Raw genomic sequence first — 24,526 nt, forward strand, 5'->3', positions numbered from 1 at the left:
GTCTTAAAAACCTCCTGTTAGGTATGATGAATGTAATTAATTAACTAAATATTCAGAAATAAAATAGCGGGAGGGGGAATGATCTCGATGCAATCATTTGAGATGAGTGAATTTCAGGAGCGGATTCAGCGCACGAAGAGACGGATGGAAGCGGAAGGGCTTGAAGTGTTGTTGATCACTGATCCAGCAAATATGAATTATCTCTCTGGTTATGACGGTTGGTCCTTCTATGTTGATCAGATGGTCGTTGTCATCATTGATGAAGAGCATCCGCTCTGGATCGGCAGAAAAATGGATGCGAATGGTGCGAAAGCGACGACGTGGCTCTATCGTGAGAACATCATTTCCTATACGGATGACTATGTTCATTCAGACGTCAAGCATCCAATGGATTTTGTAGCAGATATTCTGCGACAAATTGGTCAGGGAAATCGCGTCATTGGTGTGGAGATGGGGGCTTATTATTTCTCGGCCCTTGCGTTCGAACATCTAAAAAAAGGACTACCGAATGCGGTTTGGAAAAACGCGACGCTGCTCGTCAATCATGTGAGGATGATCAAGTCAGATCAGGAAATTGCGTATATTCGCAATGCGGCAAGACTTGTTGAAGGTGGCATGACAAAGGCGATTCAGTCCATTGCAGAAGGGGTTCGTGAATGTGATGTGGTTGGCGATATTTATCAAAGTTTGATTCGTGGTACGCCTGAGTTCGGCGGTGATTATCCTGCTATTGTGCCCATGCTCCCTTCTGGTGAAAACACATGTACACCGCATCTAACTTGGTCTGATAAAAAGTACCGAGATAAAGATCTCGTTATTATTGAGCTGGCTGGCTGTTATAAACGATACCACTGTCCAATGGCTCGAACGGTATCGATCGGTCCTCAGGAAGATCGAGTGAACGACATCGCAAGTGTTGTCGTTGAAGGATTGAATGAAGCTCTTGCATTTGCGAAGCCAGGCGTCACGTGCGAGGAATTGGAGGAAGTTTGGCGCAGAACAATTGCGAAGTACGGTGTTATCAAGGATTCGCGGATTGGGTATTCCATGGGGTTGAATTATCCGCCAGATTGGGGTGAACATACGGCGAGCATCAGACAGGGGGATCGAACAGTATTGAAGCCGAATATGGCTTTTCATATGATTCCAGGAATCTGGTATGACGATTTTGGTATTGAAATTAGTGAGTCTTTTTACGTCACTAATTCAGGCATTGAGGTGCTGGCAAACATGCCGCGAAAACTAATTACCGCAACAAATCTTTTTGCGATGGATAATGATGCGGTGTAGGAGTGATGTGATGATTCTTTTAACAGAGGAAGAGATTCGAAAGCATGTTGGTCTGAATGCGGAGACCATTCAAGTAGTGGAGGATGCGTTCACGAGTCTTGCTACAAAGCGAGTAGAGATGCCTCCGATTATGCGGATCGATATTCCTTCTTACAACGGAGAAGTTGATGTGAAATCAGCTTATGTGGAAGGACTAGATTATTTCGCGATCAAAGTATCAACGGGTTTTTTTGATAATGACAAACGAGGATTACCTAGTGGAAATGGTCTTATGATGCTTTTTGACTCACAAACAGGAAAGCCTGAGGCGCTCCTTCTCGATAATGGATATTTAACGGATATTCGAACTGCAGCCGCAGGGGCAGTGGCGGCGAAGCATCTTTCAAGAGAAGACGCACGAACGGCAGGAGTTATTGGATCAGGAAGTCAGGCGCGCTATCAGCTTGAGACGATTTCACGCGTACGTCCAATTGAAAGACTACTAGTGTATGGGCGGAAGGAAGAGAACGTTGCGCGCTATATGAAAGACATGGAGGCTGGGCTTGGGATAAAGGTTGAGGCAGCGAGCGCGGAAGACGTTGTACGGAATAGCGATATTGTGGTGACAACCACCCCTGCGACAACCCCGATTATCAAAGAGGAATGGCTGCACAGCGGCCTTCATATTACCGCGATGGGATCAGATGCCGAAGCGAAGCAGGAGCTTGAAGCGGGAGTTCTAGAAAGGGCGGACCTTCTTGTATGTGATGTGAAAAATCAGTCTCGTATACTAGGAGAAATTCACCATGCGGTTAATAAGGAACAAATGATGAAGAAGGCAATTGAAATTGGTGAGATTACGGCGGGGCGTATGAAAGGCAGAGTGACTAACGAGCAAGTAACGGTATGCGATTTAACTGGAACGGGTGTCCAGGACACAGCGATCGCTCTGTATACGTACAACTTGCTTAAGGAAAAGAAAGCATGGGCATCCATTCACTAGTTAGAAAAAGGAGATGATGAAGATGAAGAAAACAAACAATGGGACAAAAGCGGTATGGGCAGGGGAAAAGGATTATCTTGTACATGGGGCCACTCAGGTTCCGGTCGTTCTTAGTGTAGCTTATGGGTATGACGATATGGACGAATGGTATGAAGTTGCGGTTGGAAACAAGAAGGGACATATTTACGGACGAAATACGAATCCAACTGTTCAGGCTTTTGAAGACAAAGTGAAAGCTCTTGAAGGGGCTGAGTCAGCTACTAGTTTCTCGACGGGGATGGCCGCCATCAGCAACACTCTCTCGACTTTTCTTTTGCCTGGCGACCGTATCGTATCCATTAAGGATACATATGGAGGTACGAATAAAATCTTCACCGAGTTTCTGCCAAGGTTGAACATCGAAGTCGTGTTATGTGAAACAGGAGATCACGAGATGATTGAGGAGGAAGTAGCAAAGGGATGTAAGATTCTCTATCTCGAGACGCCAACAAATCCAACGGTAAAAATTACGGACATCAAGCGCATGGCGAAAGCAGGTCACGATGTTGGTGCACTTGTCGTGGTAGATAATACGTTCGCTACGCCAATTAATCAAAATCCGCTCGAGCTCGGTGTTGATCTTGTGCTTCATAGCGCAACGAAGTTTCTCGGTGGCCATGCCGATGCACTTGGAGGCGTTATTTGTGGAAGAAAAGAACTGATCGAGAAAATCTACCACTACCGAGAAATCAATGGAGCGACAATGGATCCGATGGCCGCATATCTCCTTTTAAGAGGTATGAAAACATTGCATCTAAGGGTGAAGAAACAGTGTGAAAACGCGATGAAGGTTGCGAGATATCTCCAAACTCAGGAGCTTGTAGAAGCCGTTTTTTACCCGGGGCTTGAAACGCACCCAGGCCATGAGATTGCGAAGAAACAGATGAAGGATTTCGGAGGAATGTTCAGCTTCTCTGTGAAAGGCGGCGTTGAAACGATGCGTCAGTTACTTCCAAAATTAAAATATGCCAACCGAGCGGCGAATCTCGGGGCGGTGGAAACGACAGTAGGACCTTCTCGTACAACGAGCCATGTTGAATGTACGCCAGAAGAGCGGGCACTTATGGGCATTCCAGAAGGTCTCGTCAGATATTCAGCGGGAATTGAGGATGTTGAGGATTTGATTGCTGATCTTGAACAGGCGTTCCAATCCGTATCCAGCGAGGCGAAGGTGTAGACAGAAGGCAAAGGAGGGACGGTCATGGCGCCGAAGCATACGGAAATGGAGCGAGCGGAGGCGATGAAGGAGGAGTTAGTAAGGTTTCGGCGAACGCTTCATGCGCATCCTGAACTGAGCTTTCAAGAGAAGCAAACGGCTGAATTCGTTGCTACAACTTTACGGGAAATCGGTGTGCCTCACATTCACGCGTGTGGGGGGCATGGAGTAGTTGGAACAATTAGTGGAGGAACAGGACCAACCATTGCCATTAGAGCTGACATGGATGCCCTCCCTATTCACGAATCAGGTACTCACGCCTATTGTTCGAAGCACGATGGCGTGATGCACGCCTGTGGTCATGATGCTCACACGGCGATGTTACTTGGCGTTGCGAAGCTGCTAGTTGAGGATCTGCGTAATGGAAGTCTTCATGGTACGGTGAAGCTCATTTTCCAACCTGCTGAAGAAGCAACGGATGAGAGCGGCCTTTCAGGTGCTTCTTATATGATTTTGGATGGGGTGTTAGACGACGTGGAAGCAGCTGTTGCGCTTCATGTATGTCCATGGCAGCCGGTAGGTGTTATTCAAGTAAATGATGGAGATAGCATGGCGAATGTCGACATATTTGAAGGAGTGATAACTGGCTCAGGGGGGCACGGAGGGTATCCTCATTTGGGATCGGATCCGATCTGGATGTTATGTTCTGTGCTTCCAGCGCTCTATAGCATTGTGAATCGTCGCATTTCGCCCCTTGAGACAGCAGTGGCAAGCATTGGTGAGATTCACGCTGGCAGTGCTAGCAACGTTATTCCAGATGAAGTGAGGATAGTTGGAACATTTCGGTCTTATTCTTCAGAAGCGAGAGAGAAATTAACCATAGAGCTTGAAAAAGCATTTAAGATAGCGGAGGCACTTGGCGGGACATATGAGTTTCATGTTGAGCATGGCGAGCCTGCTCTCAGAAATTCACCGCGCGTGAATCGCATCATTGAAAAGGTTGTGACTGAGTTAGATCCAGAAATGGAAATTGCGCATGGACCATTTGGCCTGGGCGGTGAAGATTTTGCCTATATGGCAGAGCGAGTGCCGGCAGCGATGTTTTTCCTTGGTAGTGCAATAAGAGACGGGATTAGTAGGGAGCTTCATACACCTATATTTGATATTGATGAACGCTGTCTTCCGATTGGAACAGCGATTCTAACGAAAACAGCGCACGAAATGCTTCAATCAATCTAAACGGAGGTGTCACAAGTGGCGCATCGCATCGCCTTCATAGGCTTTGGGGGAGTTGGTCAGGGGCTCGCCGACATTATTTTGAATTAAGGTCGATTATCAGGGTTTTATAGTAGAGCGCTATTTATTTCCCTTAGAAGGCACCATAAGGAAAAGGAGCGCTCTCTGATCGAAACGACTTCTGCACAAATTGCTGCTTCCAAGCAGGAAGATGATCACTAAGACTTTCTAAGCTCTAGTCTAGTAAAATAGTACAAAATTCGACTTCATTTATTAGAATCTTCTAAACTATTGTTTAAATTTCGTAAAAATCGGTTAAACTGTAATTAATCGCATAGAAAACGTTAACACGTTTCTATAAATATGAATGGAGGATTGGATGATGGAGAATCGAAACGTCTACCAAAATCAGATTTCGGAAAAGAGACAGGAAATGGTCGAACAGCTCATCGCACACATCAATGCTTCCAGTATCGAACAAAAACAGGACATTCTAAAGAAAGAAATTGACCAGGCCCTTGATTCTCGTGACCGCGAGTCATTCATGCAGCTAACCGATCGCCTTAATTCACTCACATAATGAAAAAGTTGGTATATATTCCAAACCGCTTGCTTATAATCTAGTAATCAAACACTCTGGAGGAGATGTGGATGCTAGATTTGGCAGCGGTTTTTTATGTTGTGATGGACTGGATGACCGAAAACAAAGGGTACAAACTTCAATCAGTCTTTCTCTTCGGTGGGCTAGGTCTATCTTTTGTAACTTATTTCTTATGGTACTTAAAAAAGGGATATAAAACGGTATGAAGTAGGAAGATGAACTGAATCTGATAGGGAACTTAACAGCTTATTTCCGCGGAAATTGAAATAATTCCGCGATAATCGGTTTTTTTCCGCGAAAACATCACTTAATTCCGCGAAACGCTCTTTTTATCCGCGAAATATAAAAAGACACCCCGTAGGGCATCTTTAAAAAGGAATCGTGATCTCCTTACTATTCGTGATCGTTTCTTTCTGGTCATCGAATACGTTGCTCGTGTGAATCGTAAGCGACTGGAGATTCTCAACGTCAGTTTCGTTCAATACGAAACCGAGCTGACCGATCCGTTCTTCACCCGGAGCAAAATCTCCGTAAAGACTCTCCAAGTAAAAATCATCGTCGTATCCTTTTTTCTCTCCATCACTCGTTTCAAGTAAGGAAACAGGAGCGAAGTTAACCGTTTCATCCGATGTGTTTTTCATATTGACCCGAACCTTCACATAGTTGAATTTCTCTTCATTCGTAGAATATCCGTGGAAGAAATCAATCAAGTCAGGGGAGGGCTCGTATTTCATTACTTTAACATCTGAAATGGTTAACTCAACATCACCAATTTCTGTTTTCTCGTTATAATCAGAAACAGCTTTTAACTTAATGGAACCGTCTGCATCCTGGAATGTTTGACCAACTTCTGTTAGCGAGCTGTCATCAGGCGCCTGAGGGCTGTCGATTACAATAGTATTCTCTTTTTGTTCACTCTTCGTTTCAGACTTTTCGGTAGTTGTAGAATTCTCTGTTTGTGATTCCGCACCCTTTTCAGTATTGTTCGCTGCACACCCTCCGAGAAAAAGGGATGCTGATAAAAGCGCAACAAGTACATAATTCACTTGAACCAAACTCCTTCATCAGTAAGAAAAGTCCCGATGCATTTAAAGCAACGGGAGTTTCTTCCTTATTTGTCTTTCTTGTGGTGATCGTTGTCATGGTCACGATCGTCATCTTCATCATGATCGTCGTCTTTCTCGTGATCGCCTTTCTGTTTCGCATTTAGAAGATCCATCACCAATTGCCCTGTTTCACTATTGTCGTGAAGACCTGCGAACTTTTCAGATTGTGGACCGTAAGCATAGACGTTCACGTCAACACCAGTATGTCCGCCAGTTGTCCAGCCAGTACCTGAACGGAGATCAAAGATTTTTTCAATGGCATTGTCAATTTCTACAACGTCATTCGTTTCAGTGGCTTTTTTGACAGAAGTGATTTCTTCAGATGTTAAGTCAAGATCGATGTTTTCGGTAAGTGTTTTCTCAACATCAGCGCCATCAGCGATCTGTGCTGCCATGTAGTCAGGTGTCTTTTTCGCTGCTTTTAGTGGGGCAGGATCCCATTTGTATTCACCGTCACGTCCCATTGCGAAGCCACCAGTAGAGTGGTCAGCCGTTGTAACGACGAGCGTATGCTTGTCCTTTTTCGCAAATTCAATCGCTGCTGCGTAAGCTTTCTCGAAGTCTTCCATTTCACTCATCGCTGCCACAGCGTCGTTATCATGACCAGCCCAGTCAATTTGACTACCTTCTACCATAAGGAAGAAGCCATCCTTATCTTCACTTAAGCGGTTAAGCGCGGCATCAGTCATTTCTTCAAGAGATGGTGTATCTTCTGTACGGTCGATCGCTTTATCCATTCCTTTTGGAGCGAAAAGGCCAAGGATTTGTTCGTTATGATCTTGATTAAGCTCATCCTTCGATGTTACATAGCTGTAGCCATCTTCTTGAAATTCTTCTGTTAGGTTGCGATCTGAGCGCTCGAAGTAAGATGTTCCTCCGCCAAGTAGTACATCTACTTTATGCTCACCGTTAATCATCTCATCATAATAATCGTCAGCGATGTCGTTGTAGTTATTGCGATCTTCATCATGCGCACCGAACGATGCTGGCGTTGCATGGTTAATTTGAGAAGTAGAGACAAGACCAGTTGCTTTCTTATTTTCCTTAGCTTCTTCTAGAACGGTCTTTACTTCGTTTTTGTCCACGTCAACTGATATCGCGCCGTTATAAGTTTTTACCCCTGCAGCCATTGCCGTTCCTGCTGCAGCAGAGTCCGTTACGCTTTCTTCAGGATCCCATGAATACGTTTCTTGAGCGCCTACTAGATACTCATCAAAAGCTGTTTTTTCCATATAAGGTGTTGTTTTATCATCCATAAATGAGCGGTAAGCCGTTGTATAGCCCGGCCCCATACCGTCACCGATTAAGAAAATGACATTCTCGATTTCATTCTTATTTTTTTTGCTGTTATCGGATTTCGCTTCTGTATCTGTAGATACACCAGCATATCCTGCAACGGCTAATGATGAAATCACAGCGAATGGAATGAGTTTCTTTTTAACATTTTTAGTAAACATGTGTAGGTTCCCCCTGAATCATTTTTTCTCACAGCCCATAGTCTACGTGATAGATTTGAAGTGAATATTAATAGATTGTAAGGATGCTATTAAGAAAATCGGGATTAAATAACTAGTCGTAATAAGATAGTGACCTGCGAATGACCGAATAAACTTGCGGTTTCGAGACTATTTTCACAGAACTAGTTATTTGAAGAGTACTTAGGAGTTAAGCGAATAAAGTAGTCAAGGACGGTTTCAAACTGTTAAAATTATCTTAATAATGAAACAGTTGGAGGAATGCTAAATGGATTTACTTATGAACGATTCTGTTATTTATGATTTTAATAAGTCTCATAAGCCAGTAAAAGTTGTTCCATCAGGCGCGACGATAGAAATTGTGACGTATGACTGTTTTGAAAATCAGCTTCAAACCGAAGAAGATGAGATTAGCGGGATTGATTGGAACCGAGTGAATCCAGCGACTGGGCCAATCTATGTGAATGAAGCAAAACCTGGAGATGTGTTAAAGGTGACGATTGAAAAGCTCGAGATTGGAGATCAGGGTGTTATGGTCGTTGGACCGGAGCTTGGTATTATGGGGCACCGTTTGAAAGAGATGGAGTCTAAGATTATTCCTATTCAAGATGGCGTAGCCCACTTCAATGGCCTTATGATTCCGCTCAATCCGATGGTCGGAGTGATTGGAGTTGCGCCTGAAGGAGAAGGCATTTCATGCGGCACCCCTGGGGCTCACGGTGGAAACATGGATAACAAGATGGTAACAGAAGGAGCCGTGCTGTATTTCCCAGTATTTGCGGAAGGAGCACTGTTTGGATTAGGTGATTTCCACGCGGCAATGGGGGATGGAGAAGTCAGTGTATCGGGCATTGAAGTGCCTGGAAGAGCGACCGTTAAGCTTGAAGTGTTAGAGGGAGAGCCACTGGTTCAACCAATGTTAGAAAACAAAGAGGTTGTGACACAGATTGCCTCGGCCGAATCGCTTGATGATGCCGTGAAGCTTGCGACAGAGCTAATGGTTGAGAGGGTTGCTGAAAAAACAGGCATGTCCATTGGGGAAGCAACAATGCTGATGAGTGCCGTTGGTCAAGTGGAAGTCTGTCAGGTAGTGGATCCATTAATGACAGCTAGGTTCGCTGTACCGAAATGGCTAGAGCAGCAGCTTGGGGTGCGCTTGATTTGATTCGACAGCGTTCGAGGGGATTCGGGTGGTGCCTGTCACTCGTAATGTCACGTAAAATGAAGCTTGCGATCTTATCTCTCATTGGCGCTCTTGTGCTTTTCTTCGCTATCATCACCTGGTTTTACCCTTATTCTTCTCTTAGTTTGCATCGATCAATCTCCTACAGCCCGGATCCTTATCTTGTAGAAGATTATACCGAGAAAATGAATGGATTAAGCAAGAAGTATGCTGAAGGTTCAGGGGATGATCTAACAATGGATCGTCTTCAATATATTTTGCAGATGTATGACCAAGAATGGCTTTTGAGTGAGAAGGCGGTCGTCATGACGAAAGAGGATCTTGATAATGTAGCTTTTGATGTCAAGCAAGCGAGAAACGTATTAATCGATTTGTCTTTTGAAGAGACGTATTCCGCCGATGTTAAGAAACAATTGCGCCTTTCTATTGAGAACTGTCTTGCGATTGAAGAAAGTGTAGAAGAGCTAAAGGATGCGAATTTTTTAACTCGAGATTTAGCGCAAATTCAATACGGTAACCTTCATGGTACGTTTGATAGTAGCTTGAGGACACTGGAAACGATGTATGCTAGGTATGAAAGGGAAATAGAAGAAAGCGAATAAACAAACGCAATGCTTATGCAGCATTGCGTTTGTTTGATTCATTCATTCATTCATTCATTCATTACCATTGAAACGATCTACGGACAGCGTTAAACTAAATCTAATTACATAATGTGACACATTTCGGCGTAAGGCGGGCGGTGCCTGTCACCTGCCGAACAAAATAGGAGGAATACGATGGTACGTTTTGGTGTGGTTGGCACGAATAAGATTACGGATAATTTTCTCGCGGGGGCAAATGAGCTTAGCGAATTTAAGCTAACGGCGGTTTACTCTAGAACAGAAGAGAAGGCGCAGGCGTTTGCTGAGAAGCATGGGGCAGAAGCGACGTTTACGAGTCTCGAGGAGATGGCTAACAGCGATGTGATTGATGCGGTCTATATCGCGAGTCCGAATTCGCTTCATGCAGAGCAGTCGGTTATTTTCATGAATGCTGGGAAGCACGTGCTTTGTGAGAAGCCGATGGCGTCAAATAAGCGCGAGGTTACACAGATGGTTGAGGCTGCTTCTCGGAACGGGGTTCTTCTAATGGAAGCAATGAAGTCCACTGTTATGCCAAATATGCAAATGGTGCGAGAGAACTTGCATAAGATTGGACAGGTACGCCGATTTGTGACGAATTACGGTCAGTATTCATCTCGCTATGATGCTTATAAAGAAGGAACGGTGTTAAATGCCTTTAACCCGAAATTCTCCAATGGTTCACTGATGGATATCGGCGTGTATGGTGTGTACCCCGTTGTCTCAATGTTAGGAATGCCAAAGTCGATTAAAGCAGAAGGCGTTATGCTCGAGTCTGGCGTTGATGGAGAGGGTAGTATTTTGCTTAGTTATGAAGACAAAGAAGCGGTGATCATGTATTCCAAAATCACAGATTCTCATCTTCCATCCGAAATTCAAGGAGAGAATGGTAGCATTCTAATCGATAAAATAGGTTCACCGTTTGATGTGAAAATCCACTATCGAGATGGATCAATTGAAGATCTCACACAGAACCAGTCTCATACGATGATGTATGAAGCGAAGGAGTTTATTGAGCTCATTCAGTCTGGTCAATTGGAGTCTTCGATTAATTCACATGAAAATTCTCTTCGGTCAGTGGAAGTCATGGATGAAGCACGTAAGCAAATCGGCGTCGTCTTTCCCGCTGATCAACGTTAAAAGAATCAGATCTTTATATTCCAAGCCTGGCATGAGCGTTTTTCGCCTCATGCCAGGCTTTTTTTTATCAAGCAATGCTAGGTAGTACGGTGGATTTTTTGATTGTGTTAAAAAAATTAGTAAGCCTTTTCATCCAGCCCGTTTGAACTAGTTTCAAAAGGGTACGATATTAATAGACTAGAAAATAATGGAGGGATGAAATTGGCTAGTAAATATGGAGAAGTTGTTCAAGAATCATTAAATGCACTACTCGAAGATGAATCGTTTTTACCAAATTTCAAGGACGAAGATCGTGAGAATGCGTTCAAGTCGCTTGAATCGATTCTCTCTACACCGAACCAAATTCAAAAATCATTTCTTCGCGTTCCTCTTGAGAACGGCAAGATTTTACGAATTCCCGCTTTCCGCGTACAGCATAATAATGCTGTCGGCCCGTATAAAGGTGGTATTCGATTCCATGAAACAGTTGAAGAGGATGAAGTGATTAACCTCGCGACGCTGATGACGCTTAAGAATGCGCTTCACGATGTACCATTTGGTGGAGGAAAAGGCGGCGTAGTGATCAATCCTCGTGAATTCTCTGAAAAAGAATTACATACGATTTCGAAAACGTACGTTCAAAATTTTTGCGATATATTAGGTCCGGATAAAGATATCCCTGCGCCAGATGTGGGAACAGGTGAACGAGAAATGGACTGGATGATGGGCGAATACAAAAACATTCATCAAGGTCGTCCTTATCGCGGAAGCTTTACTGGAAAAAGTCAGGTGAACGGTGGGTCGCTTGGTCGAAGAGAAGCGACTGGAAAAGGGGTTTACTATACGCTTCGTTACATGCTTCATAATTTTGTGAAGGAGAATGAAGAGTGGTTTAAGAAAAATGAGAACCGATTTGCGAAGACGGCGCTTGAGCATTCGAAACGCCCTCTCACGATTGGTATTCAAGGGTTCGGTAACGTTGGGTCTGTTGCGGCACTTGAATCCTACAGCTGTAACTATTTAGATACTAAAGTTGTAGCGGTAAGTGATCGTAACGTTACGCTTTATAATGAAGATGGACTTGATGTGAAGGCGCTTATTGAGTTCACTTCTAATCATGATGGAGATTTGCCGACAACGGATGAAGCGTTGAGCCAAAATAATATTAAAGCTGACATTCAAGATCGGGAGGATGTGCTTTATCTTGATACAGATATTCTGATTTTAGCTGCACTTGAAGACCAAATCCATGAAGACAACGTCGATAAAGTGAAAGCGCGTATGATCGTAGAAGGAGCGAATGGTCCGATTACCCTTGGCGCCGACCGAAAGCTTAGTGAAGATGGTGTGCTCGTTATTCCAGATATCCTGGCGAATGCCGGCGGTGTTATCGTATCGTATTTTGAATGGCTACAAGGAAGAGAAACACAGTTCTACAGTGAGGAAGAAGTATTCTCGCTTCTCTTTAAGAAAATGAAGGAAACGATGGACGAAATTTATCCGCAGTTCTTTAGTGATCCATTTGCCCTTAGACAGAATTGTTATATTCACACCGTGATGAAGCTTTCGAATATTCTTTATCGTCATGGGAAGCTCTATTAATTTAGGAAGAGAGCCCTCTGTTATTTTCGACGGAGGGCTTTTTTTGTTTTGTGATGCCTTCATTCGCGAGTAGATCGTGTCTTCTTTCTCACAAAAAAATACGAAATGAAAATAATCGCCATTATCCCAATGCTAATAAATAGTCCAATCCGTTCACTTTCTTGAAAAGCAGCCCCTGCTATAACGATGAAAATGAGAACAATGCCGAGGACGGAGGTGAAGGGCGCTCCAATCATTTTAAAGTATCTTTTCTTCGTTGGTGTTTCAATGTAATGACGGCGGTTTTTGATTTGGGAAGAGAGGATGACCACCCAGTTTAGAATCAACATAATCCCTGCTGCTGTTGTTAAGTATTCATACACTTTATCGGGTAACACGTAAGATACGAAAATCATGATGCCGAGTGCGATAGCATTCAAGGCCAATGCCCGTGTGGCAACGCCCTTTTTCGTGTGTTGATCAAGTAATTTAGGAGCATCTCCAGCGTGACTAAGAGAGACAAGCACCTTCGTAATGGAAAATAAGGCTCCAACCATTGTGGAAAAAGCAGCGGTGATTAAAATGATCGTAAATATCGATCCGATAAAAGGAATTTGAAACTGCGAAAGGGCGGTGACGAATGGGCTTTCCTCTTCGCTAATCACCGTCCATGAAACCATATAGAGAATAAAGAAAATCGATAACAGATAGAGAACGGTCAAAATCACAACGGTAGCGAGTCCTGCTTTGGGTGTTTCATCTTTATGTTTAAGCTCACTCGACATTAACCCTACGACCGCAATCCCTCCAAACGAGAAGAGAACGAAGATCATCGCAGACCATGTACCCATTAAGCCGTTTGGAAAAAGGGAGATCATCTTCACTGTGTCGGTTTGAACAGAGGACGCTGGCGCAACTACATCAAATAAAAAGAGTAAGCTAAAGCCAATAAATCCGATGAGTGTGGCTAGTTTTACTACAGCAAACAGTGATTCTAGTGTACTGAAATTGTTCACCCCTAAGAGATTAATCCCTATCCCAAGTGCTGTATAGAGGATCATCAATAGCCAGAGCGGTGAAGAAGGGAACCAATACTGGGTGAAAAGCCCTAGCGCTGTAATTTCACTCGCCATAATGAGCAAGCCTGACACCCAGTACATCCATCCGCTCATGAATCCCATTGAATGACCGAAAGCCATTTGAGCATACTTTCTAAAAGAACCCGTCTCTTTGTCATGGACAGACATCTCAGCGAGTGCGCTAAACACGAGAAAGGCGATAACACCGGCAATTAAGTAGTCGATCAGAACAGAAGGACCTGCTCGTTCAATGGATAGACCGGTACCAAGAAAAAATCCAGCTCCGATAATGGAACCTATTCCAATAAGCGTTAATTGCCACCAGTGAAGCTGGTGATCATCGCCTTTGTTCGCTTTCTTTTCCTGAGCACGCTGAACCGTTTGCTGAACAATATGTTCATTTCTCATACGGACTACCTTCTTTCTCAATCAAATGAATCACCCTGTTACTACTATCTTGAGAAAGAAACTGATAAAATATCCAACAAGACATAATGTGACAAATATCGGGTGGTGACAGGCACCGCCCTCTGCTGAATGGAGGAAATAAATGAATGAAAGCAGTTCAAGTAATGGGGTACGGTGATGTGGATCAATTAGAGGTAGTGGAGCAAGCGATACCTGAGCCAAAAGCGGATGAGGTGCTCGTTAAGGTGAAAGCATGCGCCATCAATAACACGGAAATTTGGATGAGAGAAGGAGCTTATGGAACAGGTAAGAAATCAGGCTGGCGTCCAGAAGGAGTTCAGTTTCCAAGAACGCCGGGGTCTGATATTACTGGGACGGTTGTAAAAGCCGGCAACGAGCATAACGAGAAGATGATCGGAAAAGATGTTGTGCTGTTTCCATTTACCTCTAGTGGAGAAGAGGGATTGGAGCATATTTCTGAAGATATGTCATTCGTTGGTTCTGAATACGACGGTGGCTATGCCGAATACATCGTTTGGCCTGCGGAATTATGCTTTGATATGCCTCTTCCTAACTTTACAGAAAGCGCGGTTTTCTCTGTAAGTGGAATGACGGCCTGGCACATGGTTGAACAAATTCAAGCCAAGCCAGGTGAAACGATCATGGTAACTGGGGCGAACGGTGGCGTTGGATCGCTCAATGTTCAAATCGCTTCTCGCGTATTCGGAGCTAAGGTGATTGCGATCGTTGGCGACCTTGCCCTAGAAGATCAGCTGAAAGAACTCGGTGCCACTCATGTTCTTTCTTATAAATCCGATCAGCTCGCTGAAGAAATCATCGAAGCAAACGGTGGTCCGATTGATTCGGTATTAGACGTAGTAGGAGACGCTCTGTTTGCAACGTCGCTTCAAGTATTAAAGAAAGGCGGCAAGTTTTGTACATCAGGATCAGCTGGTGGCCAGAAGACAGAACTTGATTTTAGAACAATGTATTTAAAGCACATTACTCTTTACGGCTCTGTTCTTGGAACGAGAGACGAATTCAAACGCATGCTTGAAGCGATAGCAGAAGGTAAAATCAAACCCGTTATTGATCGAACTTTTCCGTTAGAAAAGGCGAGAGATGCACAGGTATATTTTAAAAAGGCGGGTAAATTAGGGAAGATAGTTCTGCTTCCAGAAGAATAGATCGCTTGAAACACCTATTTCCTATTTGGAAATAGGTGTTTTCTTGAATTGAAGGGAAACGCTTTGTACGAGCACACCAATTTCAGGAAAATACAGGAATGTTCAACGTAGTCATCGAATAAATACAGTATAAAATCATAGAGGTGATGGTGTGAAAAAAAGGGGTTTCTTAAAACTTTACTCGATGCTTTGTCTCGTTACTGTCTTTGGGTATTCGTACTGGGCTACCTCCTGGACGGCAAGTCAATTATCGACTCTTTCAGATTGGAAAAGCCATCTCATTTTCACGCCAGGCACAGTCGTCGCTTCGAAAGATATTTATGAAATTGACATGTTTCTCTACGCTTTTAAAGTGGCTCCACTCATGACTGGGGTTTGTCTTCTGTCGTTCTGTTTGATCGTCGGCCTACTAGTTTACTTTGTGAAAAAGCAGCTTTCTTATGTAGAGAGAAAGAATATAGCGAGTTCATAACGGATGAATAGGTAAAAGCATGCCTGCGATGGGCATGCTTTTTGATTCGCCGAGTTCTCTAAACCCATCCCATTCCTCTTACTAATTCAGCAACAGCAAATGTAACGCCTAGCGCAATAACGGTTGGAATGATGAAGGCAACAAACGTCCATTTGTAGCTTTTTGTTTCTTTATAAATGTTAATCAACGTTGTGCCACATGGATAGTGAAGCAAGGAAAATAACATCATGTTAAGAGCCGTTAACCAAGTCCAGCCTTGATCAAGAAAAATGTTCTTTAAGTCGGCCGGATTATCAACTTCTAGCATCGATTCAGTGTCAATGGTTATTACTAAAGAAAGCGAGAATGTTTCGATATTTTTTACTTTTATGAATTTCATTGAATAGGAGATAAAAGTGATAAATAGCGTTTTACATTGAAAATTAACGGGTAACATCATTCGAGTGAATTCGAGTAAATGCGGGTGGTGACAGGCACGCGCAAGTCGGCTTATGTCGATTTAGATTTGCCTGGATTGGACATAGTAAAACAGACAGAAGATTTTTGAGGAGGCAAATCAGCTATGATTAGTATTCTTGTAGGGCTCGCTCTTTTGATGCTCTTAGCTTACCTCGGATGGTCGATTATTTGGATCGCCCCGTTGGTATCAGGTATTGTAGCAATTTTGAGCGGTATGAACATTCTCGAAGCCTACACTGGAACATACATGCAGGGCTTCGTTGATTTTGCGAAAGCATATTTCCCGATTTTCTTATTTGGTGCCATTTTTGGGAAATTAATGGAGGACACAGGAGCAGCACAGTCTGTTGCTTATAAAATTTCAAACTTGATTGGTGAGAAACGTGCGATTCTCGGTATGCTTATCTCAGCAGCCATTCTTACATACGGAGGCGTAAGTCTTTTCGTTGTTGTATTCGCCGTTTACCCACTAGCCGTAGCGATGTTCCGTCAGGCAAACGTCTCACGTAAATTACTTCCATCTACATTCGTTCTTGGGGCATTTACGTTTACGATGACAGCACTCCCAGGAACGCCGCAGATCCAAAACATTATCCCAATTAATACGTTCAAAACGTCTACAATGGCCGCGCCTATTCTTGGGATTGTAGCTGGCTTAATTATGGCAGTTGGCGGTTATTTCTATCTGAAGTTCCGCGAGAAACAACTCACGAAAAATGGTGAGGAATTTACAGAGCCTAAGGGCTCGAACGAAGTAAAAAGCATTAACGAAGATGAGCTTCCAAACTGGATTCTTTCCGTTATTCCGTTAATTGCTGTAGTTGTAACATTAAACGCTTTTGAAAACTTAAGTATTCTCGTTGCGTTAGGTATCGGAATTCTACTCATCATGCTCTTTAATATTAAAAATTACAAGCAATTTATAAAAGCGATCAACGGAGGCGCATCTGGTTCCGTTATGGCGACGATTAATACAAGTGCTGCTGTTGGTTTCGGCTCTGTCGTGACAGCATCACCTGGGTTTGAAGCAGTGAAAGACCTCATTTTCGCTATTCCACTCAGTCCGTATTTCTCAGAGGCCTTTGCAGTACAGCTCCTGGCCATGATTACTGGATCAGCTTCTGGTGGTATGGGAATCGCACTTGAAGCCCTCGGGCCGGAATATTACGATATTGCGATTAATAACAATCTTAGCTTAGAAGCTTTCCACCGGATCACGGCAGTAGCTTCAGGAGCGTCGATTCTCCCGCATAACGGTGCACTGTTAACATTGTTCACTGTTACTGGACTAACACATAAAGACTCTTACAAAGACGTATTTGTCGTTGGGTTGATCATCCCGATGATAGCGACCATTGCGATTATCTTCCTTGCAATGATGGGTGTTAACTAATTGTCTCAAATGTAAAAAGTGAAAACCCCCGGTCTCCTTATCAAAAAAGGAGACCGGGGGGTTTTTGCGATATTTTATTGTGCTGTATATCCACCATCAATAACAGCTGCTTGACCTGTAATGCTCTTCGCTTTTTCACTCACTAGAAAAATCGAATAGTCGGCTACTTCTTGAACTTGAATTAACCGCTTCTGAGGGACGAGTGGATAAATCACTTGCTCAAGAGCTTTCTCTTTCTCGATGTTACGAGTTTTGGCAAGATCCTCAAGCTGATTCTGAACGAGTGGTGTATCAACGTACCCAGGACAGATCGCATTAACAGTAACCCCATAATCAGCGCCTTCAAGGGCTGCAACCTTCGTTAACCCTATCACGCCGTGCTTCGCGCTATTGTAGCCAGCTTTACCAGCAAAACCAATTAGCCCATTAATCGAAGCCATATTAAGAATGCGGCCATATCCCTGTTCCTTCATTATAGGGAAGGCATGCTTGATACCGTAAAAAGGTCCTTTGAGCATAATATCAAGAATTAAGCTATATTTCTCACTAGGGAATTCTTCGATAGGGGCAACATGCTGGATGCCAGCATTGTTCACGAGAATATCGATGCGACCAAACTTCTTAACTGTTTCATCAATCGCATTCTTCACATCTTCTTCTTTCGCAACGTTAGCTACGACACCTTCAACGGTAAACCCTTGAGACGTTAAACTTTCAACGGACTCTTTAAGCGTGTCCTCGTTAATATCATTTAACATCACTTTCGCTCCGGCCTTCGCAAACTCTGTTGCAATCTCTAGTCCAATACCTTGACCAGAACCAGTAATTAACGCACATTTACCTTCAAGCATAGTCATATCCTCCTTAAATATCATAACTCAGCTCTTAGGATACCCAATTTCACCGCATATATTTCGACTTTATTCGAGCTAAAGCGGGCGGTGACAGGCACCACAACACCAAAAAGGCGCACTATCGTAAGATAGTGCGCCTTCTCAATTCTTCTCTTATTTTATGATGTTCTGATCTCTCGCCATTTCTCTGGCTACTTTAGGAGCGAGCCAAACCATCGGCAGGAGAATGAGAGAGACGGGAACAGCTGTTACAACAATGAAGTTCTGTAGCTGTGTAATACCGCTGTCTCCAGTAATGAGTAGGATAACGGCAACAGTTCCCATAAGAATAGCCCAGAATACGCGAAGCCATCTTTGTGGATCGCCTTCGCCTGTAACGGCCATCGCAATCGTATAAGACATAGAATCACTTGTTGTGACAACGAAAAGAATCGTTAGAATCAAGAACAGTGGTGAAACAATGCTTGCAAGTGGGAATTGTTCTGTAATGGCAAACATCGCCGCTGGGTTACCAGCAGCATTCAATGCTTCTGAAATGGAACCTGGGTTAGAAATTTCAAAGAAAATCCCTGATCCGCCAAGTACCGTGAACCAGAACGTTGAAATAACTGGTGCAAAAATAGAAACGGCAATAATGATGTCGCGGATCGTACGTCCTCTTGAAATACGACTCACAAGAATGGCCATCATTGGACCGTATCCGATAAACCAGCCCCAGAAGAAGACTGTCCAGAATGAAAGCCAGCCAGTATCAGCACGGAATGTGCTCATTGTGACAAATTGATCGACATAAACACCAAATCCAGAGATAAAGTGGTTAAAGATAAAGCCACCAGGTCCGAAAATGACGATAAACACCATTAATCCAATAGCGAGTCGAACGTTAAAGCTACTTAAATATTGAATTCCTTTGTAAAGTCCAGTTACCGCTGAGATCGTGGAAACCACGACAACCGCTAAAATAATCGAGAACTGCGTGCTGAACTGATTTGGAATTCCGAAGATTTCTTGCAATCCATAGCTTGCTTGTAATCCCAAGAATCCAATTGGTCCAATCGTTCCTGCTGCAACTGCGATAACAGAAAACGCATCAATAAGCGTTCCAAACCAGCTGTGGCGAAGTCTTTCACCAAAAATAGGATAGAGAAGCGTACGTGGCTTCATCGGCATGCCTTTATGGTAGTGACCATACATCATAACAACAGCACTGATCGTTCCAAGGATTGCCCATGCGAGAAAGCCCCAATGCATGAAGCTTTGTGCAAGTGCCGTATCAATCGCGCCCTGTGTACCTGCTTCAATACCTTTCCCATCTTGAGAAGGGGGAACAGTTAAGAAGTGATACATCGGCTCAGCCGCTGCCCAGAACACACCGCCACCCGCAAGTAGCGTCGCCATAATAATGGATAACCATTTATAGAGGCTTAGTTCAGGCTTGTCCATACCGCCAAGTTTTATCTTTCCATATTTTGAGAAAGCCAATCCAATACCTACGAAGAACGTCGCTAGCATTAATACTTGCCAAAAACCTCCGAAAAACCTCGCAGACCAGGCAAAGCTTGAGCTAACAATGTTTTCTACCAATGAAATATCAAAAAGTGCAAGAATAACGAAGAGAATTAACACTCCACCGCTTATTCCAAAGACGGGCCAATCAATACGCCCATTTTCTTTATTGTTCATAGAAGACTCCTTTAATCGCTTTTTAAACACAATTACTTACTCTATCACTACCGTTAGTATGGTGTAAAGAGAGAAGTTTTAATCTGATTAGTTACTTTATTAATGTAAGGTGAATTTTCAGGTAATCGATTCCATTAACCCCCTTTTCTGTAAAATAAAATCGAATTCAGTCGAAATTGTGTTTTCAATTCATAAATACCCCATGGAAATAAAATAAAACCGGAAAGAAACAGCTATTTCTTCCGGTTTTACAACTCCTATTTTCAGTTATTTAGACCAATGACCATCCTTCAATCGATATCCGTAATTTTTCATTTTAAAATAGTAGACGCCGAGCACCACCACAAAGCTAAAGAAAAAGTTAATGAGCGTTATAATTAGAGCAGTGATGAGGCTATCATCATAACGAACATAATTACCAACGAAAAAAAGAATAAAGAGAGGAATGCCGACAAACCATGGGTGTTTCTTCATATTGAATTTGCGATCAGTTGGTGTTAGAAAGTTTTCGTCAGATTGTTTAATGACTCGCCTTGATATGTAAGCGATAAGAATCAGTAGAGCGAGGGCAATGGGAAACCCAATGTTAAAACCCAAATAATAAAAGGCAAGAAATCCGCCACCGAAAAGAACCCCAAACAGTGAGAACATACCGAGAAACTCTTTAAAAGGTGATAACACTTTTTTCTTCAGCATTTTCAGCCCTCCAAATAGATTAATTTATGATCGTTAGTGACGTAACCATCTCCAAAGAAATATGCAGACGTTGAAAGTTAAAATACCAAGAAAAAGGGAGATGTTTTTTGAGGAGAAAATCGGTTCATTGTTCAAAACAGTCAAGATGGGAATGAAGAGCATCCCAATTAACAGCAATTCTAAAACTTTACGCCAAGAGGATTGCATCATCTATCATCCTTTTCATATGTAAATAAATACCTTTTAAAACGAGAAAGTAAACCAATTTTGCCCATATAAAAACCGCCTCTCGATTAAGTGGCGGTTTAGTGATTATTAAAAAGCGACACAAAAAGGATGCTGCGCTTCATTTAAACAGTATTCAATTCGCTGTCTAAAGTTTTTCCACGTTACCATTTCGAGCGCTGTAGAAATGGGAAAGAAGCCAACTTCAAGACTTTCGGGTGTTGTTGTGAGTTCGCCGCCAACAAACCTGGCTAAGAACATATTATTTGAGATCGAGGATTTCACATTTTGGAACACACCACAGAATTTAACGACTTCAATATCTGCGCCGGATTCTTCCTTCGCTTCTCGCACAGCCGCATCGATCAGGGATTCTCCTTCTTCAACCTGACCTCCAGGCATCTCCCATCCTCTACGCGGGCCTTTGATTAAAAGCATTTCATTCTCTTCATTTAAAATAACAGAAGCTGCGGACACGATATGTTTTGGCGGGTGATACGTATAAGGTTCAGCTGTTGAAGTTAGCATTTCCTCTCGGCTATCAAGGTAAAGTTCTCCTAATTCGGCTCTTCGTTCTTGTGCTTTTGTATGTAAAGAGCTTTGTCTAATGCTACGTTCGATACCCTCATATTGCTCGATGCTATCATACTGCCATGTGGCTGTAATTTCATTTTCGCTTTCATTAACCCATCGACCAATGAGCTTTGCACCGTGCTTTAATTGATTAGGGTAGAGGTAAGTATGAAAAAACTCATTGAACTCGTTAAGCTTTTCGGGTTGTATAGCATACGTTTTTCTTCTGTAAATCAATGGAATAACCCCTCGTTTCATATAAAATAGATAATGTCATTATTTTACTGTTCACTATATTATTTCAAATAGTAGCTATTTTCGCAATATTAATAGTGGTTTCTTACTCCGCTCCTTAGTATTAGGGAAGAAGTATAGTGATATCGAATGTAAGTGGAGCCTTTTTTATATAAATAAGTAAAACCCGATTCATTTTCATGTGAAGTCTTTAAGTCTGGATACTTTGAAAAAGAAACTTTCCATCATCTCAATACGTACTTGTAAGTGGATAGAAGAAAGTAGTCTCTATGATCTTTAGAGGAGGGAGTTTGGCGAATGATTGATGTGATAAACGTAAGTAAACAATACGGTCCCATTCGGGCGCTAGATGACATTAGTTTTAGCATAAAGGAAGGAACGTGTTTTGGTCTTGTTGGTCCCAATGGAGCTGGGAAATCCACGTTAATGAAAATACTTTCGGGCATTTTAATGCAGTTTGAAGGAGAAATGTCGGTGAATGACCATTATGTATCGAAAGACCGGCAGGCGATCAAGAAGGAAATCGGCTACGTGCCACAGGAAATTTGTTTAGAAGAAACCCTCACAGCAAGAGAAAATCTGAGTTTATTCGGTCATCTTTATGGGTTGAAAGGGAGAAATCTTCAGGCTCGGATCGATGAGGTGCTTGATCAGATTGGTTTGAAAGATCGGGGAAAAGATAAGGTGCTTACTTATTCTGGGGGAATGAAGCGCCGATTGAACATTGGATGTGCTTTGCTTCATAAACCGTCCATTGTGATTATGGATGAACCCACAGTCGGTATTGATCCTCAATCGAGAAATTCAATTTTTTCGATTATCCATCATTTAAAGTTAGAAGGAAGCACGATTATTTATTCGAGTCATTATATGGAAGAAGTGGAACAGCTGTGTGATAGCATCGGCTTAATCGATAAAGGTAAGCTGATGGAATACGGAGAACTGGCTGAATTACTTGAGAGACATAGTAAGCCTTCGCTATTCATTTCTGGAGAAGGCATTGCAGAAGAAAGCTTATCTCCTTTCGGACACCCTGAAAGAAAAGGAAATGGCTACTTATTAACGTCAGAGAATCCACTTGCTACGCTTGAACAAGTTATTGGACGTTTTCGAGAAGAGGGGATTGAGCCTCGAAGATTGGAATTATATCAACCGAGATTAGAAGATATTTTCTTTCATTTAACAGGAACTCAGCTGCGTGATGTCTGAGGGAAAGGAGGAATGCTCATGTGGGCTATTGTTAGAACTGAACTAAAGAAGACAGTGCAGGATAAAGGGTTATGGTTTTGGACGTTTATCTTACCGATTGTGTTTATTGTGGCGTTTGTCGGCATCTTCTCTGGTAGCGGAAACTATAAAGAAGTGGTTACACAAATTATTCCAGGATATACGATCATGTTTGCTTTCTATATTATGATATCGATGGTCATCACTTTTGTTAAAGATAGGGAGAGGGGCATGGTTGCTCGAATTGCGAGTACGCCGATTTCGATCATCCATTATTTTATTGGAAAATGGATACCGTTCGTTATTATTGTCTTGATTCAGATTACGGTATTGTTCGGGTTTGGAATTCTTGTTTATGACCTTTCGTTAGGAGATCCGTTTGCCATCATTATTTTATCTCTCGCCCTTTCATTCATCGTTACATGTTGGGGAATGGCGATGGCCGTGCTAGTGAAAACGGAAAACATGGGGATTGCTCTCACGCAAATCATTGCACTCGGCGGAGCTTTGCTCGGAGGACTGTGGATGCCAGTTGAAACGATGCCAGAATTTATGCAGAACATCAGTAAAGGATTTCCCCAATACTGGGCGCTTGATGGGTATAAGGAAATCATTCTTCAGAACGGTGTAGTAAGCGATGTTTGGTTTAATCTGCTTATCCTGTTTCTAGCTGGTACCGTAGGCGCAGCTATCGCTTTCTCAGGCTATCCACGGTTTTTGAAAAATTCTCGAAGCTAACATAAAGCTATGGCGGGCGATTTTCGTTCTGTCGTAGCTTTTTCCATGTGCCTTTGTATGAATTGTAGAGTTATTTCGTGTAAACTTTAGTTAAAATGCTGAAGGAGAGAGAGAAATGCCAGAGTTGAACGGCGAAGTCATTTTAATTACAGGCGGTAATCGCGGGCAAGGAAAGGCCATTGCCGAGCATCTCGCTTCATTAGGAGCACGTGTTGTTATTGGAGCTCGTCAGTATGAAAGCGCAAAGGATGTGGCTAGTTCTATTGGGGAAAGCGCCTACCCTGTGCAATTAGATGTTACGAAGCAAGCGGATTGGGAAGCAGTGATGGATGAGATTGATGAGGAATTTGGGCGCTTAGACTCGCTCGTTAATAATGCCGGTATATTAAAAAGAAAACCATTTACCAACTTAACGATCGACGATTATCAGGAAATGGTTAACGTAAACCAGTTCGGAGTATTCCTTGGAATGCAGTCTGTCGTTCCTTTCATGGAAAAGCAGCAAAAAGGTTCAATCGTAAACAACGTTTCAATATCAGCTTTTGCTCCGATTGGGCAATCTACTGCCTATGCGGCCACAAAAGCAGCTGTTGTCGCTATGTCGAAAGCAGCGGCGATTGAGTTAGGCCCAAAAGGGATTCGGGTTAATATGATCCATCCCGGAGGCGTTGAGACGGAAATGGCTACCCAAGGGGAAGGGGTTCCTGATTTTTATCAGTCCATACCACTTGGTCGGATCGGTCAGCCGGTGGAAATTGCCAGAGCCGTCGCATTTTTTGCTTCGAACGAGAGCTCCTATTGTACAGGAACCGAAATGGTAATCGATGGGGGGATGACGCTCGGTTCTGCTGATGTATAAGGTTTTGTAGAGAGGGTTTTGATCCCT

The 24,526-nt window shown here is 43.0% G+C and carries 23 protein-coding genes and 2 pseudogenes; 16 read left to right on the forward strand and 9 right to left on the reverse strand.

Annotated features, from left to right (window positions below; translation table 11 throughout):
• Positions 1-87: 87 nt before the first annotated feature.
• The 6 genes from AC0VYH_RS05495 to AC0VYH_RS05520 all read left to right on the forward strand — a co-directional run bounded on the left by AC0VYH_RS05495 (position 88) and on the right by AC0VYH_RS05520 (position 5,510).
• Entirely contained in the window at positions 88-1,290 is a 1,203-nt protein-coding gene (locus AC0VYH_RS05495; RefSeq protein ID WP_430244643.1) for a M24 family metallopeptidase, read from the forward strand.
• A 10-nt stretch (positions 1,291-1,300) separates the two neighbouring features.
• Positions 1,301-2,272 carry a cyclodeaminase gene (locus tag AC0VYH_RS05500; RefSeq protein WP_475366794.1) on the forward strand — a complete coding sequence of 324 codons (972 nt, stop codon included), beginning with the start codon at positions 1,301-1,303 and terminating at the stop codon, positions 2,270-2,272.
• Between the two features lie 13 nt (positions 2,273-2,285).
• Positions 2,286-3,488, forward strand: coding sequence for a cystathionine gamma-synthase family protein (locus tag AC0VYH_RS05505; protein WP_430244637.1), 1,203 nt, complete (start codon positions 2,286-2,288; stop codon positions 3,486-3,488).
• Positions 3,489-3,512: 24 nt separating this feature from the next.
• Complete coding sequence (locus AC0VYH_RS05510) at positions 3,513-4,706, forward strand: M20 metallopeptidase family protein (protein ID WP_475368569.1); 1,194 nt, start codon at positions 3,513-3,515, stop codon at positions 4,704-4,706.
• Positions 4,707-5,085: 379 nt separating this feature from the next.
• Positions 5,086-5,283, forward strand: coding sequence for an IDEAL domain-containing protein (locus tag AC0VYH_RS05515; RefSeq protein WP_427392031.1), 198 nt, complete (start codon positions 5,086-5,088; stop codon positions 5,281-5,283).
• A gap of 71 nt (positions 5,284-5,354) precedes the next feature.
• Complete coding sequence (locus tag AC0VYH_RS05520; protein ID WP_194220587.1) at positions 5,355-5,510, forward strand: hypothetical protein; 156 nt, start codon at positions 5,355-5,357, stop codon at positions 5,508-5,510.
• A 162-nt stretch (positions 5,511-5,672) separates the two neighbouring features.
• On the opposite strand, the gene AC0VYH_RS05525 is transcribed toward AC0VYH_RS05520, so the two are convergent.
• Positions 5,673-6,350 (reverse strand): DUF4352 domain-containing protein, encoded by a 678-nt coding sequence (locus AC0VYH_RS05525; protein WP_475366796.1) that lies wholly within the window; start codon positions 6,348-6,350, stop codon positions 5,673-5,675.
• Between the two features lie 65 nt (positions 6,351-6,415).
• A complete protein-coding gene (locus AC0VYH_RS05530; RefSeq protein ID WP_475373411.1) occupies positions 6,416-7,867 on the reverse strand; it encodes an alkaline phosphatase in 1,452 nt (483 codons plus the stop codon).
• A 286-nt stretch (positions 7,868-8,153) separates the two neighbouring features.
• Between AC0VYH_RS05530 and AC0VYH_RS05535 the strand changes: the two genes are divergently transcribed.
• The 4 genes from AC0VYH_RS05535 (at position 8,154) to AC0VYH_RS05550 (ending at position 12,412) form a co-directional block, all read left to right on the forward strand.
• Positions 8,154-9,050: an acetamidase/formamidase family protein gene (locus AC0VYH_RS05535; protein ID WP_475373412.1), complete on the forward strand. Its 897-nt coding sequence runs from the start codon at positions 8,154-8,156 to the stop codon at positions 9,048-9,050.
• Positions 9,047-9,670, forward strand: a complete 624-nt coding sequence (locus AC0VYH_RS05540; RefSeq protein ID WP_475373413.1) for a hypothetical protein — start codon at positions 9,047-9,049, stop codon at positions 9,668-9,670. Before AC0VYH_RS05535 ends, AC0VYH_RS05540 begins: the two co-directional genes overlap by 4 nt.
• A 177-nt stretch (positions 9,671-9,847) precedes the next feature.
• On the forward strand, positions 9,848-10,831 hold the full coding sequence (locus tag AC0VYH_RS05545; RefSeq protein WP_475373414.1) for a Gfo/Idh/MocA family protein: 984 nt from the start codon (positions 9,848-9,850) through the stop codon (positions 10,829-10,831).
• 201 nt (positions 10,832-11,032) lie between these two features.
• Complete coding sequence (locus AC0VYH_RS05550) at positions 11,033-12,412, forward strand: Glu/Leu/Phe/Val family dehydrogenase (RefSeq protein ID WP_475366801.1); 1,380 nt, start codon at positions 11,033-11,035, stop codon at positions 12,410-12,412.
• Between the two features lie 59 nt (positions 12,413-12,471).
• Here the strand turns inward: AC0VYH_RS05550 and AC0VYH_RS05555 are convergent, their stop codons facing one another.
• Complete coding sequence (locus AC0VYH_RS05555; protein ID WP_475373415.1) at positions 12,472-13,878, reverse strand: amino acid permease; 1,407 nt, start codon at positions 13,876-13,878, stop codon at positions 12,472-12,474.
• A 146-nt stretch (positions 13,879-14,024) separates the two neighbouring features.
• Between AC0VYH_RS05555 and AC0VYH_RS05560 the strand changes: the two genes are divergently transcribed.
• Both AC0VYH_RS05560 and AC0VYH_RS05565 read left to right on the forward strand, forming a co-directional pair.
• Positions 14,025-15,065: a zinc-binding dehydrogenase gene (locus AC0VYH_RS05560; protein WP_475373416.1), complete on the forward strand. Its 1,041-nt coding sequence runs from the start codon at positions 14,025-14,027 to the stop codon at positions 15,063-15,065.
• A 151-nt stretch (positions 15,066-15,216) separates the two neighbouring features.
• Complete coding sequence (locus AC0VYH_RS05565) at positions 15,217-15,537, forward strand: DUF4306 domain-containing protein (RefSeq protein WP_475366804.1); 321 nt, start codon at positions 15,217-15,219, stop codon at positions 15,535-15,537.
• A gap of 58 nt (positions 15,538-15,595) precedes the next feature.
• On the opposite strand, the pseudogene AC0VYH_RS05570 reads toward AC0VYH_RS05565, so the two are convergent.
• Positions 15,596-15,814 (reverse strand): annotated as a pseudogene (locus AC0VYH_RS05570) (hypothetical protein); the annotation flags it as partial.
• A gap of 285 nt (positions 15,815-16,099) precedes the next feature.
• Here AC0VYH_RS05570 and AC0VYH_RS05575 point away from each other — a divergent pair.
• Positions 16,100-17,389: a GntP family permease gene (locus AC0VYH_RS05575; RefSeq protein WP_194220599.1), complete on the forward strand. Its 1,290-nt coding sequence runs from the start codon at positions 16,100-16,102 to the stop codon at positions 17,387-17,389.
• Positions 17,390-17,463: 74 nt separating this feature from the next.
• On the opposite strand, the gene AC0VYH_RS05580 is transcribed toward AC0VYH_RS05575, so the two are convergent.
• The 5 genes and pseudogenes from AC0VYH_RS05580 to AC0VYH_RS05600 all read right to left on the reverse strand — a co-directional run.
• The gene (locus AC0VYH_RS05580; RefSeq protein ID WP_430244605.1) at positions 17,464-18,240 is read right to left on the reverse strand and encodes a 3-hydroxybutyrate dehydrogenase; all 777 of its coding nucleotides are present in this window, start codon (positions 18,238-18,240) and stop codon (positions 17,464-17,466) included.
• Between the two features lie 156 nt (positions 18,241-18,396).
• A complete protein-coding gene (locus AC0VYH_RS05585) occupies positions 18,397-19,926 on the reverse strand; it encodes a BCCT family transporter (RefSeq protein WP_475366806.1) in 1,530 nt (509 codons plus the stop codon).
• Between the two features lie 267 nt (positions 19,927-20,193).
• Positions 20,194-20,622 (reverse strand): hypothetical protein, encoded by a 429-nt coding sequence (locus tag AC0VYH_RS05590; protein ID WP_475366807.1) that lies wholly within the window; start codon positions 20,620-20,622, stop codon positions 20,194-20,196.
• Between the two features lie 315 nt (positions 20,623-20,937).
• The gene (locus tag AC0VYH_RS05595) at positions 20,938-21,375 is read right to left on the reverse strand and encodes an NUDIX hydrolase (RefSeq protein WP_475369044.1); all 438 of its coding nucleotides are present in this window, start codon (positions 21,373-21,375) and stop codon (positions 20,938-20,940) included.
• Between the two features lie 72 nt (positions 21,376-21,447).
• A pseudogene (locus tag AC0VYH_RS05600) lies at positions 21,448-21,678 on the reverse strand (NIPSNAP family protein); the annotation flags it as partial.
• Positions 21,679-21,972: 294 nt separating this feature from the next.
• Between AC0VYH_RS05600 and AC0VYH_RS05605 the strand changes: the two are divergent.
• The 3 genes from AC0VYH_RS05605 (at position 21,973) to AC0VYH_RS05615 (ending at position 24,499) form a co-directional block, all read left to right on the forward strand.
• Entirely contained in the window at positions 21,973-22,884 is a 912-nt protein-coding gene (locus tag AC0VYH_RS05605; protein WP_475366808.1) for an ABC transporter ATP-binding protein, read from the forward strand.
• 18 nt (positions 22,885-22,902) lie between these two features.
• Positions 22,903-23,640 carry an ABC transporter permease gene (locus tag AC0VYH_RS05610; protein ID WP_430244593.1) on the forward strand — a complete coding sequence of 246 codons (738 nt, stop codon included), beginning with the start codon at positions 22,903-22,905 and terminating at the stop codon, positions 23,638-23,640.
• A gap of 115 nt (positions 23,641-23,755) precedes the next feature.
• Positions 23,756-24,499: an SDR family NAD(P)-dependent oxidoreductase gene (locus tag AC0VYH_RS05615; RefSeq protein WP_430244590.1), complete on the forward strand. Its 744-nt coding sequence runs from the start codon at positions 23,756-23,758 to the stop codon at positions 24,497-24,499.
• Positions 24,500-24,526 lie beyond the last annotated feature (27 nt).

The organism is Anaerobacillus sp. QJM3NY_32, assembly GCF_056173645.1.